Genomic DNA, 14,277 nt, shown 5'->3' on the forward strand with positions numbered 1-14,277 from the left:
CGGTCTTCCCCCTACAGCCAGCTCTTGACGGTTTCGATCAGCCGGGCCGGCTCGGGGCCGACGGGCGTGACGTTCGGCATCGTGATGCCTGCCTCGCGGAAGGCCTCGATGCGCTCGCGGACATATCCGGCGGGCCGGCAGAGCGTCATCAGCTCGCAGAACCCGTCGGGCACGGCGGCCGCCGCGTCGCGCTTGCGGCCGGCGAGGTACAGGTCCTCGTCGGGCATCGCGGACAGCTCCATCAGGCGCCGCCCTTCCCGGCCAGGCCCGGCACGTCCCAGTCTGCGGCCACCGACGCGGTGTCCGCGCCCGGCTGCGCGGGCCCGCCGCGCACCGCGGCGGGCGTCGCGGAGAAGCGGGGGGCGGGCGCGGGCTGGACGATGCCGCCGACGTCGGTGAAGGTGCCGCGGGCGGCCAGGTGGGGGTGGTGGGGTGCTTCGCGCAGCGACAGGACGGGCGCCACGCAGGCGTCGGTGCCATCGAAGACCTCCGTCCACTCCTGCCGCGTACGGGACTTGAAGGCGGCTGCGACGGCCGCGCGCAGTTCCCCCCAGCGGGCCGCGTCCTTGCGGGCGGGGGCCCGGTCGGCGATGCCGAGAAGGGTGGTGAAGGTGTCGTAGAACTGCTGCTCCAGCGCGCCGACCGCCATGTACCCGCCGTCGGAGGTCGCGTAGGTCCCGTAGAAGGGGCAGCCGCCGTCGAGCAGGTTCGCGCCGCGGCGGTCCTGCCAGCCGCCGGCGGCCATCATGCCGTGGACCATGGCGGTCAGGTGCGCGGTGCCGTCGACGATGGCCGCGTCGACGACCTGGCCGGCGCCGCCCGGGGCGGCGGCGTGCCGGAGCGCCGCGAGGATGCCGATGACGAGGTAGAGGGAGCCGCCCGCGTAGTCGCCGAGGAGGTTGGCCGGGACGGCCGGGGGCTCGCCCGGCGTCCCGATCATGCCGAGGGCTCCGGTGACCGCGATGTACGCGATGTCGTGCCCGGCGGTCGGGGCGAGCGGGCCGTCCTGGCCCCAGCCGGTCATGCGGCCGTAGACCAGGCGCGGGTTGCGGGCGAGGCAGGCGTCGGGGCCGACGCCGAGCCGCTCGGCGACACCCGGCCGCAGGCCCTCGATGAGCACGTCGGCCCGCTCGGCCAGGTCCAGGACGAGAGCGGCGCCGCCGTCGGCCTTCAGGTCGACCAGCACGGAGCGCTTGCCGCGGTTGGTGGTGTCGTACGCCGGGTCGACGGCGAGGCCGCCGCCGCCGGGCCGGTCGACGCGGACGACGTCCGCGCCGAGGTCGGCGAGCAGCATGGCGGCGAACGGGCCGGGGCCGATGCCGGCCAGCTCGACGACGCGCAGGCCCGCGAGCGGGCCGCCGGGGCCGCCGGGGCCGCCGGGGCCGCCGGGGCGGCCGGGGCCGGGCCCGGCGGCGCCGGTGTGGCCGCGCGCCTGCCCGGCACCTGTCACTGACATCGAACCCCCGGCATCCTGGTGTGCGAGCGTGTGAGTGTGTGACACAACCGATGTAACACCAGCGATGCTAGGAACGGGTCACCCTCAGCACAAGAGCAAGCGCTTAGCCGTTTGACGCGATCCGCTCGTCCAGCTCCTTCACGTGCCGCTTCAGGGCGACCGTCCGATAGCTCTCCTCTACCCACTCGCACAGCACCGCCGCCGGCGGCGCCCCCGGCTCCCCGAGCGGCACCGACACCCATCCGGACCGGCCCAGGCCGTACCCGGTGGGCTCCGCGCCCGGTGCGGCCATGGCGTGGCCGTGCAGCGTCTCGTCCCTGAGCTTCACCGAGATGCCCGGGGGCTGCGGGCCGTCGGCGCCGCCCAGGAAGACGAAGATCTTCTTGTTGACCTTCACGACGCAGTCCTCGGGCCCCCAGGGGAACTCCTCGACCGCCTCGGGCAGCCCCAGGGCGAACTCCCGGACCGCCTCCCACTTGCGTACCGCAGCCTTCACCGACTCCTCCGCCCGACGCCGTCCGCGCCCGTACCCGGCCACCGGCCACCGGCCGCCGGCCACCGGCCTCCGCGGACCCACGCTAGCCCCCCACGCCCCGCCGAGCCGGACAACCGGACCGGGCACATCCGACAAACGGACCTGTGACCCGCGACCTGCGGAAACCCCGGCGTTCGAGGTCCGTTCGACTCTGTACCCTGAGCGGGCTTCAGCCTTGTTCAAAGGCTCAACAACTTTTCCATGGGGGGAAACCCGGTGTCCTACCGCCGACTCGCGGCACCCGCCGCCGTCCTCGCGGCCGGTGTCGCGCTCGCACCCGCCCCGGCATACGCGGCCGGCCCGGCCTCCGGCCGGCCCGAGCCGCACGGCATCGCCAAGCCCGACCAGGTCAGGCCGCAGCAGCGGGAGGCCGCCGCGTTCACCAGCCCTGCCGACCGGTCGGTCCGGCAGGCCCCCGCGGCGGGCCGGGCGGGTGCCGCCTCCGGCGACACCGCACAGAACGAGATAGCCGTGGGCCTCCAGGCCTTCACCACCAGCGCGCACGGCATCGAGGTCGACGCCGCCACCACCGGCACGGCCAACGCCGTCTCCGTCTCGGTCGACTGGGGCGACGGCACCGCCAGCGAGGGGACGTCCGCCGGCGGCCAGAAGCTGACCACCCCTCACCAGTACGGCAAGCCCGGCGGCTACACGGTCCGCGTCACGGTCACGGACCACGTCACGCAGGCATCCGCCGTCAACCAGATCGCCGTCTGGACCCAGGGCTCCCACTTCACGCCGCACACCCCGCAGCGCCTCCTCGACACCCGCAACGGCACCGGCGGCTACCGGGGGAAGGTCCCCGCCTACGGCCAGGCCCGGCTCCGGATCGGCGGCAACGCCGCCATCCCCGCCGGGGTGACCGCCGTCGTCCTCAACGTCACCGTCACCAACACCACCAGCGGCGGCCACATCACCGCCTACCCCGACGGCGGCGAGAAGCCGACCACCTCGAACGTCAACTTCGCCCCCGGGCAGACCGTCCCGAACCTGGTCATCGTCCCCGTCGGCAGGGACGGGTACGTGAACCTGTACAACGGCGGCTGGGAGGGGGTCGACCTCATCGCCGACGTCACCGGCTACTTCACCAAGTCCGCCTCCAGCGGCTACACCCCGCTGGACCCGCAGCGCCTCGTCGACACCCGCAACGGCACCGGCGCCCCCCAGGGCCAGATCAAGGGCTACGGCACGCTCACCAAGCCGATCAGGGGCCTGGCCAACGCCACCGCCGTCGCGCTGAACGTGACGGTCACCAACCCCAGGAGCGACGGCCACCTCACCGTCTTCCCCGGCAGCGGGACCGCCCCGGCGGTGTCGAACCTCAACTTCAGCGCCGGGCAGACCATCGCGAACGCGGTGATCGTCCCGGTCAGCGCCTCCGGCGAGATCAGCATCCGCAACGGCGGCTGGAACCCGACCGACGTCATCATCGACATCGTCGGCTACTACAGCCCCGCCGGCCCCAACGCCTACGTGCCGCTCAAGCCGGACCGCCTGCTCGACACCCGCGACGGCGCCACCTGGCCCTGGGGCCCGCTGAGCGGCCGCAGCTACGTGTACATGCCGCTCGCCGACGGGTTCCCGCACACCAAGGGCTTCGTCCTCAACACCACCGTCACCAACCCCAAGGGCCCGGGCCACCTCGCCGTCGCACCGGACCCGAACTCGCTGGCCGACTACGACAACGGCACCGAGCAGTGGCCGCCCACACCGGCCTCCTCCACCCTCAACTGGACCCGCGGCAGGACCGTCCCGAACCTGGTCCAGGCGGGCACGGGCCCGTACGGGATCATCGACATCTGGAACCAGAGCGACGCCGACATCGACCTCGTCGTCGACATCTTCGGCCTGTACGAGGACAACTGACCCCGGCCGGCGCCACCGCCGCCGGCCCCGGACACGGCGCCCCCGCAACGGCTTTCGGCCGGGCGGGGGCGCCGCCCGCACCGCCGTCGGCGCACGCTAGCCTCGGCCACCGGTAACAGCTGGGAGGAGCCGTGATGAACGAGGAAGTTCGACAGGCCGGTCCGACGGCGGGACGGGGCGAAGGGGGCCGGAAGCGGGCCGATCGGGACGACCACGCCAACCGGACCGACCAGGCCGGCAGGGCCGACCGGACCGACCAGGCCACCGGACCCGCGGCGAAGGAGGCGGACCGCCCCCACGATGTCGTCCTCTTCGGCGCGACCGGCTTCGTCGGTGCCCTGACCGCCGAGTACCTCGCCGCGAACGCCCCCGCCGGCTGCCGGTGGGCCCTCGCCGGCCGCGACCCCGCCAAGCTGCAACGCCTCCGCGACCGCCTGACCGCCCTCCACCCCGCCGCCGCGGACGTCCCGCTGCTCCAGGCCGACGCCTCCGACCCGGCAGCCGTACGGGAACTCGCCGCCGCCACCCGCGTCCTCGCCACGACCGTCGGACCGTACGTCCTGTACGGCGGCGAGATCGTCGCCGCCTGCGCCGCCTCCGGCACCGACTACGTCGACCTCACCGGCGAGCCGGAGTTCGTCGACCGCACCTACGTCCTGCACGACGCGCGCGCCCGGGAGACCGGCGCCCGCCTGGTCCACGCCTGCGGCTTCGACTCCGTCCCCGCCGACCTCGGCGCGTACTTCACCGTCGCGCAGCTCCCCCGGGACGTCCCGCTCCGCGTGGACGGCTTCATGCGCTCCAACGCCCTCTTCTCGGGCGGCACCCTCGCCTCCGCCCTCACCGCCATGGGCCGCGCCCCGCAGACCCTCGCAGCCGCCCGCGAACGCCGCCTCCACGAGCACCGGCTGCCCGGACGCCGCGTCCGCGGGCCCGTCGGCGTACCCCGGTTCAGCCGGGAGACCGGAACCTGGGCCCTGCCCCTGCCCAGCCTCGACCCGCGCATCGTGACGCGGTCCGCCGCCGCGCTCGACCGCTACGGGCCCGACTTCCGCTACCGCCACTACGCCTCGGTCAAACACCTCCCCTTCGCCCTCGGCGGCACCGCGGCCGTCGGAGCGACCGCCGCGCTGGCGCAGCTGCCGCCCGCCCGGCAGTGGCTGATGGACCTCTGGGAGCCGGGCCGCGGCCCCGACGCCGAACGCCGGGCCCGCAGCTGGTTCACCGTCCGCTTCGTCGGCGAGGGCGGCGGCCGCCGCGTCCTCACCGAGGTCTCGGGCGGCGATCCGGGGTACGGCGAAACCGCGAAGATGCTGGCCGAGTCGGCCCTGTGCCTGGCCTTCGACGCGCTGCCGCAGCGTGCCGGACAGCTCACCACGGCCGTCGCGATGGGCGACTCCCTGCTGGACCGCCTCCAGAAGGCCGGCATCCGCTTCCGCGTCGCCTCGGCCCGCTGAGGCCCCCGCCCGTCGGCGGGCCCGTCAGGACGCCTCGCGCAGCGCCCGCCGACACAGCGAGTCCGCCCGGCGGGTGCTCTCGGGAATCCGGAACCGCGGGCTGAGCGCGAGGGCGTGGGCGCAGGCGTTGTCGAGCGAGATCCGGTGCCCCACCGACACGTACACCGGCTTGATCCCGTCCTGCGTCCGCAGCGCCCTCCCGACGACACGGCCGTCACCCGCGAGCAGCGCGGCCGCGTCGCCGCGGCGGGCACCGGGCTCGTCGTAGGTGAAGGTGAAGGGGTTCTTCGCCACGCCCATGCTGGGCAGCCCCGTCACCACCCCGAGGTGGCAGGCCAGCCCGAAGCCCCTGGGGTGCGCCAGGCCGTAGCCGTCGCAGACGACGAGGTCCGGCGGCGCGGACAGCGCGTCGAGCGCCGCCAGGACGGTCGGCAGCTCCCGGAAGGCGAGCAGCCCGGGCACGTACGGAAAGCTGACGCGCCCGACGGCTGTCCGCTCCTCGACGACGTCCAGCGTCGCGGCATCGAGCACGACGGCCGCGGCGGCCACCAGGTCCCGCTCGTCGTCGTAGGCGACGTCCACGCCGGCGACGAGCCCGCGCCCCGGCGGCGGCCCGACCTCGTCGAGCACGACGGCAGCGCGCAGTTCATCCTGTATCGCCCGGGCCTCGGCCTCGTCGGCGGGGGTCTTCACCATGGTCATGTGATGCGAGAGTAGCCTCACCTCCATGTTCGTCATGGAGCTCACCTACATCGCACCCCTCGAAGCCGTCGAGGAACAGCTCGACGCCCACATGGCGTGGCTGGACGCCCACTACGCGTCGGGCGTCTTCCTCGCCTCGGGCCGCAAGGTCCCCCGCGACGGCGGCATCATCCTGGCGTCGGGCGTCTCCCGCGAGGAGATCGAGAAGATCGCCGAGGAGGACCCCTTCACCACCGCGGGCCTCTGCGAGTACCGCATCACGGAGTTCGTCGCGACGAAGACGTCCCCGTCCCTGTCGGCGGCGCGGGAGACGCCGCAGGGCTAAGGGCGCGGACGACGCGACGGCGGGGCGGGGAAGCGGGGCGGGGAAGCGGGGCGGGGCGGGGCGGCGGGTGCCGCGGGATCGGCGCCGAAGAGGCAACGGCAGGAGCCGGGTTGGCGGAGCCGACGCCCCGGAACGCCAACAAGCTGCCGGGACACCCCCAGCACCACCCCACCCCGAGCCCCGGCTCCCGCCCCCACCACCCCCGCTGCCGCCTCGCCGATCCCGAGCGTGTGGGTCCCGCCCTCCCCCACCTCCTCCCGCCTCACTCCCGCTCCAGCCGCCCCACCCGCCCCTTCTCCCCCGCCGCCCAGCAGCTGCCGTCAGGGGTGCAGTCGACCGTGTCGAACGAGCCCGCCGCGAGCGGGTGCCAGGTGCGGCCGCCGTCGGTGGTGGCGTCGGTGCCCGTCGGGCCGACCGCGAGGGCCGCGGCGCGGGTGTGCGGGAGCCACGCCGCGCCCGAGCGGTAGGCAGGCGGCGGGGTGGCGGCGGGGCTCCAGGTGCGGCCGGCGTCCGCGGAGCGGGCGGCGGCCTGCGGGGAGGGCTCGCCGGTGCGGTAGTCGCCGCCGACGGCGAGGCCCGCCGTACGGTCGCGGAACGCGAGGGCGAAGACGCCCTTGGCCGGGTCGCCTGCCGGGATGCCTGACTCGGTGGCCCGCCAGGTGCGGCCGCGGTCCGACGAGTGCAGGATGCGGGCGGTGGCTCCGCCTCCGGTGGCAAGCCACACGTCGCGCGGTCCGGCGCTCACCAGGCACTGGCCGCTCGCCGCGAAGCCGGCTTCGCCGGGCAGGGCGGGCGGCATGCCCGCTTCGGGCAGGACAGTCCAGCTGCGCCCGCCGTCGTCGGTGGACAGGATGCGGAACCTGCCGTCCACCGGGTCGCTCATGGCGAGGCCGTGCCGGGAGTCGAAGAAGGTCAGGCAGTCGTAGAAAGCGCGGGGGTCCGGGTTCCTGAAGGTTTCGGTCCAGGTGCGGCCGCCGTCGTCGGTGCGCAGCACCCGCGACGCCTCGCCTTCCCCGATGGAGAGGGCGACGGCGCGGCGGGCGTCGAACGCCTCGATGTCGCGCAGTTCGAGGCCTTCGGCGGCGGCGGTCGGAGGTGAGACGTCCCGCCAGCTGCGGCCGCCGTCGGTGGTGCGCAGGACGGTGCCCTTGGAGCCGGCCACCCACGCGGTGGAGCGGCTGACGGCGGCCAGGCCGCGGAAGCGGGCGTCCTTGCCGGTCTGCTTGAGGGCCCACCCGGCGCCGCGTAAGGCGTGGGTGTCGCCGCCGGCGACGGCGGGGACGGGGGCATCCGCGGGGGCGTGGGCGGTGGCGGTGGCGGTGGCGTCCGCGTGGGCGGGGCCGGGGGCGGCGGTGAGGGCGATCGCCACAGCCGCCGCGGACATGCCAATTCTCGGGAATCTCATGGCGCCGGAAGCTAGTGCACCTGCGGATGTGCCGTCCAGGGCGCCCGCGGCGCGCCGGGAAAGCCCGCCGCCCCTCCCCCGGGCACCCGTTGGGCCTGTGGAGTGAGCGTGAATCGGCCGTTCTCGATTCACCCTCGGACGGGGGCCGAGTGGGGCGTCCCTTCGGTCGGCGGACCCGCTTTGATCACCGTACGTGATCACATGGACGCGTTCCGGCCAATCGGTGACGCAGCTCACGTCATCGCCCGTGCACGGATTTGCCGATTGCGGCGTCTATCGGGTTGCCGGTCTCCAGCCCAGACCCGGCAGCAGATCCGCCGCAAGGGAGCGAGCCTTGATCACTGTTATCGAGCAGGCCGTGCAGGCACGTCTGGTAGCCACCGCGCCGAAGGTGGAAACCGTACCCGTCACTCTCTGCTACGACCGGTCGGATCCGTTCGCGGTGCGGATGGCGTTCCCCGCTCCGGCCACGCTGGAGGGCGTCGAGGTGTCGTGGACGTTCGCCCGCGAACTGCTGAGGTCGGGCCTGATCAGGCCGTCGGGCCAGGGCGACGTGCGGGTGCGCCCGTACGACGGGGACCGGACGACGATCGAGTTCCACGCCCCGGAGGGTGTCGCGATCGTGCTCATGGCGACGGCGGAGCTGCAGCGTTTCCTGCGGAGGTCCGCGGAGGTGGTTTCGCCGGGGCACGAGCACCTCTACCTGGACATGGACCACAGCCTGGCGGAGCTGATGCGCGGTCCGCGCTGAGCCCGGCGGCGTCCGGGTAATTCGTTTGCGGGCGGCTTCGGCCGCCCGTAGCGTCGTCGGCGTTCCCATCCCCGCCGAAACGGAGCAGGACGTTGCTCTTCTGAGGTCCGAGACACCGACCGACAGGGTCGATCCGGCGCACCCGCGCATCCCACCCGTCTTCGGCTGTCTCCCCAGTTGCTCGCACCACTCACGCAACCTGGAGGCCTCCATGGGTAACACCTCTTCATTCATCACCTGCTCCGCGCTCTCCTTCGACTGGCCCGACGGCACTCCCGTCTTCGACGGCTTCGACCTGGCGGTCGGCCCCGGTCGCACCGGGCTCATCGGCCGCAACGGCAGCGGGAAGTCCACCCTCCTGAAGCTGATCACCGGCCGACTCGTGCCGCGCGACGGCCGGTTGGCCGTGTCGGGCACGGTCGGCCACCTGCCGCAGGACATCACCCTCGACACCTCGCTCCGCGTGGACGAGGCCCTCGGCATCCGCGCCGTGCGCGCCGCCCTGCACGCGATCGAGGCAGGCGAGGCGACCGAGGCGAACTTCACCGCCGTCGGCGACGACTGGGACGTCGAGGAGCGGGCCCTGGCGGCCCTCGACCAGCTGGGCCTCGGCGCGGTCGGCCTGGACCGCACGGTCGGCGAACTGTCGGGCGGCGAAGGCGTGTTGCTGCGGCTGGCGGCACTGCTGCTGGCGCGGCCCGACGTACTGCTGCTGGACGAGCCGACGAACAACCTGGACCTGCGGGCCCGCCGCCGGCTGTACGCGGCGGTCGAGTCCTGGCCGGGAGTGCTGCTGCTGGCCAGCCACGACCGGGAGCTGCTGGAGCGGGTCGACCGGATCGCCGAACTCCACGAGGGCGAAGTCCACTGGTACGGGGGCAACTTCAGCGTCTACGAGCAGCAGCTGGCCGCCGAGCAGGAGGCGGCCGAGCGGCTGGTGCGGGCGGCGGAGGCCGATGTGCAGCGGCAGAAGCGGGAGCTGTCGGACGCGCACGTGAAGCTGGCCCGGCGCAGGCGGTTCGCGCAGAAGATGTACGAGAACAAGCGTGTGCCGAAGATCGTCGCGAACAACCTCAGGAGCGCGGCGCAGCAGTCCGCCGGCAAGCACCGCACCCTGCACGCGGAGCGGCTCACGCAGGCGCGGGAGCGGCTCGGCGAGGCGGTGGAGGCGGTCCGGGACGACGACGAGATCCGCATCGAGCTGCCGGCGACGCTGGTCCCGCCGGGCCGGCGGGTGCTGGACCTGTCCCGGCTGCGCCTGGCGCACGGCGCCGGGGCGCCGCTGGAGTGGGACCTGCGGGGGCCGGAGCGGATCGCCCTGGTGGGCCGCAACGGCTCGGGCAAGACGACGCTGCTGCGGACGGTGGCGGGGCTGCTGGAGCCGGAGGCCGGGGAGGTGGCCGTCCACGTGCCGGCGCGGTTCCTGCCGCAGCGGCTGGACGTGCTCGACGACGGCCTGTCGGTCGTGGAGAACGTGGCCCGTTTCGCGCCGCAGGCGTCGAACAACGTGGTGCGGGCGCGGCTCGCGCACTTCCTGTTCCGCGGCGCCCGCGCCGACCGGGCCGCGGGTGCGCTGTCGGGCGGGGAGCGGTTCCGGGCGGCGCTGGCGGCGCTGCTGCTGGCCGAGCCGGCTCCGCAGCTGCTGATGCTGGACGAGCCGACGAACAACCTGGACCTGGCGAGCGCGGAACAGCTCGCCGGCGCGCTGGACGCCTACCGGGGGGCGCTGGTCGTCGCGAGCCACGACGTGCCGTTCCTGGAGTCGATCGGCATCACCCGCTGGCTGCTGCTCGACGGCGGCCTGCGGCCGACGACGGCGGAAGAGGTCCGCGAGACCCTCTGGTCCGCCTGACCCGAAGGGCCGCTGCGGCCCTGCTGCCCCCGTCCCCTGCCTGCCGTTCGGCCGTATCCGGCCGTCAAGGCGGGGGCGGGGGCCACCTTCCGGCGTGACATTCGCCGCGTCTGCGGTCCCGCACACCCCGATCAACTGCACAGATAACGGGATGTAACCGGTCACATGAACGCCCGGGGCTTGGCTGGCCCTCACGGTCCGCTTAACCTACGGCGTCGTAGGCTACGGAACCGTAGGTAATTCGCTTTGTCCCCAGGAGTACCCGTGACGATCACCTCTCCCCACCTCGGCAGCTCTGCGGCGTGGACCGACGCGAAGCTGCTGTATGCGCTGGAAGAGGTGGTCGAGAAGGAACTCAACCGCCACCTGAAGGTGACCAAGGACTGGATGCCCCACGAGTACGTCCCGTGGAGCGACGGCCGTAACTTCCCGGCGTTCTTCGAGGACGGCGAGGCCTGGGACCCGCAGCAGTCCAAGGTCACCGACATCGGCAAGATCGCCCTGGTCGTGAACCTGCTGACCGAGGACAACCTGCCGAGCTACCACCACGAGATCGCCACGCTGTTCGGGCGCAACGGCGCATGGGGCACCTGGGTGCACCGCTGGACCGCAGAGGAGGGCCGCCACGGCATCGTGATGCGCGACTACCTGCTGGCCTCGCGCGCCGTGGACCCGGACAAGCTCGAGGCGTTCCGCATGCAGCACATGTCGGAGGGCTTCGAGTCCGACAACCGCCACTCGATGCTGCACTCCGTTGCGTACGTCGCCTTCCAGGAGCTGGCCACCCGCATCTCGCACCGCAACACCGGCCACCAGTCCGGCGACCCGGTCTGCGACCGGATGCTGGCCCGCATCGCGCAGGACGAGAACCTGCACATGGTCTTCTACCGCAACCTGCTGGGCGCGGCCTTCGACATCGCCCCGGACCTGACGATGCAGGCCGTGCGCGATGTCGTGGTGAACTTCCGGATGCCCGGACACGGCATGCCGGGCTTCGAGCGCATGGCCGCCCAGATGGCGATCGGCGGCGTCTACAACCTGCGCATCCACCACGACGACGTCCTGAGCCCCGTCATCCGCTTCCTGAAGATCATGAGCATCGACGGTCTCGGCCCGGAGGGCCTGCAGGCCCAGGAGGAGCTCGGCCTCTTCATGGACGGCCTGGACTCCGAGGCCCGCAAGTTCGACGAGCGCCTTGCCGCCCGCGCGGCCCGCCTGGCGGCCCGCAAGGGCTGACCGGCCGCTGCCGAGGCCCGGCCGGATACCGGCCGGGTCAGCGGCGGGGGCGCAGCGCGAGGCGCTCCGCCTCGGACAGCCCGCCCCACACGCCGAAGCGCTCGTCGTTGGCGAGGGCGTACTCCAGGCAGCCGGTCCGCACCTCGCACGCCGCGCACAGCCGCTTCGCCTCCCGCAGCGAGTTGCCCGGCTCGGGGAAGAAGAAGTCCGCCCCCGTCTGCGCGCACAGCGCGAACTCGTACCAGGCAGGGGCCGCGGAGGCAGTGGCGGGAGCGGTGGTGGTGTTCATCGACATGCCGCCGATCCTCACGCCCGCCGATGGACGTCTGATCAACGACCCATCAACACGGCCGACGCACCGGTGGCACCGCAGCCCCTGCCGCGCCGTCCCCGACCGAGGATGGCACCGCCCACTGACATCCGACCGCCGCGCGCCCCCGGCCGGGCTCAGTCCGCCCGCGGCTCCTCGGCGGACTCGGCAGGGCCGGTGTTCTTCGCGCGGCTCGGCTGGACGCGCTTGGGCTCGCCCGGCATCTTCGGGTAGTCCGGCGGGTACGGCATGTCGCCGAGCCCCTCGTCGTGCTCCTGCCGCTCTGCGAGCTCCAGCGCCGCCTCAAGCCTGAAGGCGTGGTCGTCCATGTCGGCGTGCAGGTCGCCGAGCTCGGCGTACCGGGCGGGCATCGTGGTGATGTCGAAGTCCCGGGGCTCCGCGGAGTCCAGCTCGTCCCAGCGGAGCGGGGCCGATACGGGGGCGTGGGGGCGCGGGCGGACGGAGTACGCCGAGGCGATGGTGCGGTCGCGTGCCGTCTGGTTGTAGTCGACGAAGATCCGCTCGCCGCGCTCCTCCTTCCACCAGGCGGTGGTGACCCGGCCCGGCATACGGGCCTCCAGTTCACGGCCGATCGCGATCGCGCAGCGCCGTACGTCGGTGAAGGTCCACCGCGGCTCGATCGGGACGAACACGTGCAGCCCGCGCCCGCCCGAGGTCTTGGGCCAGCCGCGCAGGCCCAGCTCCTCCAGGATGTCGCGCAGCTCGTGCGCGGCGACGACCGCGTCGCCGTAGTCGGTGCCCGGCTGGGGGTCGAGGTCGATGCGCAGCTCGTCGGGCCGGTCGGTGTCCTCCCGGCGCACCGGCCACGGGTGGAAGGTGAGGCAGCCGAGGTTGGCGGCCCACAGTACGGCGGCCGGCTCGGTCGGGCAGATCTCGTCGGCGGTGCGCCCGCTGGGGAAGGCGATGTGGGCGGTGGGGATCCAGTCGGGCAGGGTTTTCGGGGCGCGCTTCTGGAAGAACGACTCGCCCTCCACCCCGTCGGGATAGCGCTCCAGCGTGGTGGGGCGGTCTCGCAGGGCGCGCGTGATGCCGTCCCCCACGGCCAGGTAGTACCGGGCGACGTCGAGCTTGGTGAGGCCCCGCTCGGGGAAGTACACCTTGTCCGGACTGGACAGCCGCACCTTCCGGCCGCCCGCTTCCAGCTCGACCGCGTTCCCGGATGCACCCATGTGCGCCACGGTAGGCGGGCCCGACCCGACGCGCATACCGGGCGAATGCGGACGTACCACCGCAGAATCGTGGGCATGGACCTGCCCGTGATGCCGCCCGTGCTGCCGATGCTCGCCAAGTCCGTGGCGAAGATCCCGCCGGGCATGCAGTACGAGGCGAAGTGGGACGGCTTCCGCGCCATCGTCCACCGCGACGGCGACGAGATCCAGCTGGGCAGCCGCACCGGCAAGCCGCTGACCAGGTACTTCCCCGAACTCGTGAGTGCTTTGAAGGAGAACCTGCCGGACCGCTGCGTGGTCGACGGCGAGATCGTCATCGTGCACGGCGGGCGGCTGGACTTCGACCGGCTGACCGAGCGGATCCACCCCGCCAAGTCCCGCATCGACCTCCTGGCCTCGACCACCCCCGCCAGCTTCGTCGCCTTCGACCTGCTCGCCCTCGGCGACCGGTCCCTCCTCGACGCCCCGCTCACCGACCGCCGCAGCGCCCTGTGCTCAGCCCTTTCCACCACTCGGCCCCCCGTCCACCTCGCGCCCGCCACCACCGACCCCGCGCTCGCGCAGCAGTGGTTCGAGCAGTTCGAAGGCGCCGGACTCGACGGCGTGGTCGCGAAACCCCTCGACCTGCCCTACCGGCCCGATGCGCGCCTGATGTTCAAAATCAAGCACGAGCGTACGGCCGACGTCGTCGTCGCCGGTTTCCGTTTCCACAAGAGCGGTCCGATTGTCGGATCGCTGCTGCTGGGCCTCCACGACGACCGCGGCGCCCTCCAGCACGTCGGCGTCTGCGCCGCCTTCCCCATGAAGCGCCGCGCCGAACTCGTCGGGGAACTCGCCCCGCTGCGCATGGAGGACGTCTCCAACCACCCCTGGGCCGCCTGGGCCGAGGAGTCCGCCCACGAGAGCGCCCGCCTGCCCGGCGCGCAGAGCCGCTGGACCGGCAAGAAGGACCTCTCCTGGGTGCCGCTGCGCCCCGAGCGCGTCTGCGAGGTCGCGTACGACCACATGGAGGGCGACCGCTTCCGCCACACGGCGCAGTTCCGCCGCTGGCGCCCCGACCGCACCCCCGAGAGCTGCACGTACGCCCAGCTCGACGAGGTCGTCGGCTACGACCTCGCCGCGGTCCTCGGCGCCGGCCCCGCCGCCGTCTGAGCACCCGCGCCGCCGCCCCGCTCGCGCAGCCCCGCCGCCC

Annotated in this window: 14 protein-coding genes; 7 read left to right on the forward strand and 7 right to left on the reverse strand. The window is 73.5% G+C overall.

Going from position 1 to position 14,277, the window contains the following annotated elements:
* Positions 1-11 precede the first annotated feature (11 nt).
* The 3 genes from MUK52_RS04975 to MUK52_RS04985 form a co-directional block, all read right to left on the reverse strand.
* On the reverse strand, positions 12-242 hold the full coding sequence (locus MUK52_RS04975) for a hypothetical protein (protein WP_246042455.1): 231 nt from the start codon (positions 240-242) through the stop codon (positions 12-14).
* Positions 242-1,456, reverse strand: a complete 1,215-nt coding sequence (locus MUK52_RS04980; RefSeq protein WP_284574862.1) for a CaiB/BaiF CoA transferase family protein — start codon at positions 1,454-1,456, stop codon at positions 242-244. Before MUK52_RS04980 ends, MUK52_RS04975 begins: the two co-directional genes overlap by 1 nt.
* 103 nt (positions 1,457-1,559) lie before the next feature.
* Positions 1,560-1,952, reverse strand: a complete 393-nt coding sequence (locus MUK52_RS04985; protein ID WP_284574865.1) for an MmcQ/YjbR family DNA-binding protein — start codon at positions 1,950-1,952, stop codon at positions 1,560-1,562.
* Between the two features lie 255 nt (positions 1,953-2,207).
* On the opposite strand from MUK52_RS04985, the gene MUK52_RS04990 reads away from it, so the two are divergent.
* Both MUK52_RS04990 and MUK52_RS04995 read left to right on the forward strand, forming a co-directional pair.
* The gene (locus MUK52_RS04990) at positions 2,208-3,857 is read left to right on the forward strand and encodes a PKD domain-containing protein (protein WP_284574866.1); all 1,650 of its coding nucleotides are present in this window, start codon (positions 2,208-2,210) and stop codon (positions 3,855-3,857) included.
* Positions 3,858-3,991: 134 nt separating this feature from the next.
* Complete coding sequence (locus tag MUK52_RS04995) at positions 3,992-5,314, forward strand: saccharopine dehydrogenase family protein (protein ID WP_284574870.1); 1,323 nt, start codon at positions 3,992-3,994, stop codon at positions 5,312-5,314.
* Between the two features lie 24 nt (positions 5,315-5,338).
* Here MUK52_RS04995 and MUK52_RS05000 read toward each other — a convergent pair whose 3' ends face one another.
* Positions 5,339-6,016 (reverse strand): endonuclease V, encoded by a 678-nt coding sequence (locus MUK52_RS05000; RefSeq protein ID WP_114055017.1) that lies wholly within the window; start codon positions 6,014-6,016, stop codon positions 5,339-5,341.
* A 25-nt stretch (positions 6,017-6,041) separates the two neighbouring features.
* Here MUK52_RS05000 and MUK52_RS05005 point away from each other — a divergent pair, with 25 nt between their 5' ends.
* A complete protein-coding gene (locus MUK52_RS05005; protein WP_284574871.1) occupies positions 6,042-6,341 on the forward strand; it encodes a YciI family protein in 300 nt (99 codons plus the stop codon).
* A gap of 262 nt (positions 6,342-6,603) precedes the next feature.
* Here the strand turns inward: MUK52_RS05005 and MUK52_RS05010 are convergent, their stop codons facing one another.
* On the reverse strand, positions 6,604-7,725 hold the full coding sequence (locus MUK52_RS05010) for a WD40/YVTN/BNR-like repeat-containing protein (RefSeq protein WP_284574872.1): 1,122 nt from the start codon (positions 7,723-7,725) through the stop codon (positions 6,604-6,606).
* A gap of 355 nt (positions 7,726-8,080) precedes the next feature.
* Here MUK52_RS05010 and ssgD point away from each other — a divergent pair, with 355 nt between their 5' ends.
* The 3 genes from ssgD to MUK52_RS05025 all read left to right on the forward strand — a co-directional run bounded on the left by ssgD (position 8,081) and on the right by MUK52_RS05025 (position 11,585).
* Positions 8,081-8,497, forward strand: a complete 417-nt coding sequence (ssgD, locus tag MUK52_RS05015) for a spore wall synthesis regulator SsgD (RefSeq protein WP_114055014.1) — start codon at positions 8,081-8,083, stop codon at positions 8,495-8,497.
* Positions 8,498-8,708: 211 nt separating this feature from the next.
* On the forward strand, positions 8,709-10,349 hold the full coding sequence (locus MUK52_RS05020; protein WP_114055013.1) for an ABC-F family ATP-binding cassette domain-containing protein: 1,641 nt from the start codon (positions 8,709-8,711) through the stop codon (positions 10,347-10,349).
* Between the two features lie 264 nt (positions 10,350-10,613).
* Complete coding sequence (locus MUK52_RS05025) at positions 10,614-11,585, forward strand: acyl-ACP desaturase (RefSeq protein ID WP_114055012.1); 972 nt, start codon at positions 10,614-10,616, stop codon at positions 11,583-11,585.
* Positions 11,586-11,622: 37 nt separating this feature from the next.
* Here MUK52_RS05025 and MUK52_RS05030 read toward each other — a convergent pair whose 3' ends face one another.
* Together MUK52_RS05030 and ligD are read right to left on the reverse strand one after the other, a co-directional pair.
* Entirely contained in the window at positions 11,623-11,874 is a 252-nt protein-coding gene (locus tag MUK52_RS05030; protein ID WP_114058583.1) for a WhiB family transcriptional regulator, read from the reverse strand.
* A 158-nt stretch (positions 11,875-12,032) separates the two neighbouring features.
* Entirely contained in the window at positions 12,033-13,085 is a 1,053-nt protein-coding gene (gene ligD, locus MUK52_RS05035; RefSeq protein ID WP_284574875.1) for a non-homologous end-joining DNA ligase, read from the reverse strand.
* 75 nt (positions 13,086-13,160) lie between these two features.
* On the opposite strand from ligD, the gene MUK52_RS05040 reads away from it, so the two are divergent.
* Entirely contained in the window at positions 13,161-14,237 is a 1,077-nt protein-coding gene (locus tag MUK52_RS05040) for an ATP-dependent DNA ligase (protein ID WP_284574876.1), read from the forward strand.
* Positions 14,238-14,277: the final 40 nt, after the last annotated feature.

The organism is Streptomyces sp. 2P-4 (assembly GCF_030167965.1).
Classification (GTDB): domain Bacteria; phylum Actinomycetota; class Actinomycetes; order Streptomycetales; family Streptomycetaceae; genus Streptomyces; species Streptomyces globosus_A.

Excerpts from the sequence above, each read along its gene's own strand:
- MUK52_RS04975 (WP_246042455.1), bottom strand. The coding sequence starts at position 242 with ATGGAGCTGTCCGCGATGCCCGACGAGGACCTGTACCTCGCCGGCCGC.
- MUK52_RS05030 (WP_114058583.1), bottom strand. The coding sequence starts at position 11,874 with ATGAACACCACCACCGCTCCCGCCACTGCCTCCGCGGCCCCTGCCTGG.
- ligD (WP_284574875.1), bottom strand. The coding sequence starts at position 13,085 with ATGGGTGCATCCGGGAACGCGGTCGAGCTGGAAGCGGGCGGCCGGAAG.
- MUK52_RS05005 (WP_284574871.1), top strand. The coding sequence starts at position 6,042 with ATGTTCGTCATGGAGCTCACCTACATCGCACCCCTCGAAGCCGTCGAG.
- MUK52_RS05040 (WP_284574876.1), top strand. The coding sequence starts at position 13,161 with ATGGACCTGCCCGTGATGCCGCCCGTGCTGCCGATGCTCGCCAAGTCC.
- MUK52_RS05010 (WP_284574872.1), bottom strand. The coding sequence starts at position 7,725 with ATGTCCGCGGCGGCTGTGGCGATCGCCCTCACCGCCGCCCCCGGCCCC.
- MUK52_RS05000 (WP_114055017.1), bottom strand. The coding sequence starts at position 6,016 with ATGACCATGGTGAAGACCCCCGCCGACGAGGCCGAGGCCCGGGCGATA.
- MUK52_RS05020 (WP_114055013.1), top strand. The coding sequence starts at position 8,709 with ATGGGTAACACCTCTTCATTCATCACCTGCTCCGCGCTCTCCTTCGAC.
- MUK52_RS04995 (WP_284574870.1), top strand. The coding sequence starts at position 3,992 with ATGAACGAGGAAGTTCGACAGGCCGGTCCGACGGCGGGACGGGGCGAA.
- MUK52_RS04980 (WP_284574862.1), bottom strand. The coding sequence starts at position 1,456 with ATGTCAGTGACAGGTGCCGGGCAGGCGCGCGGCCACACCGGCGCCGCC.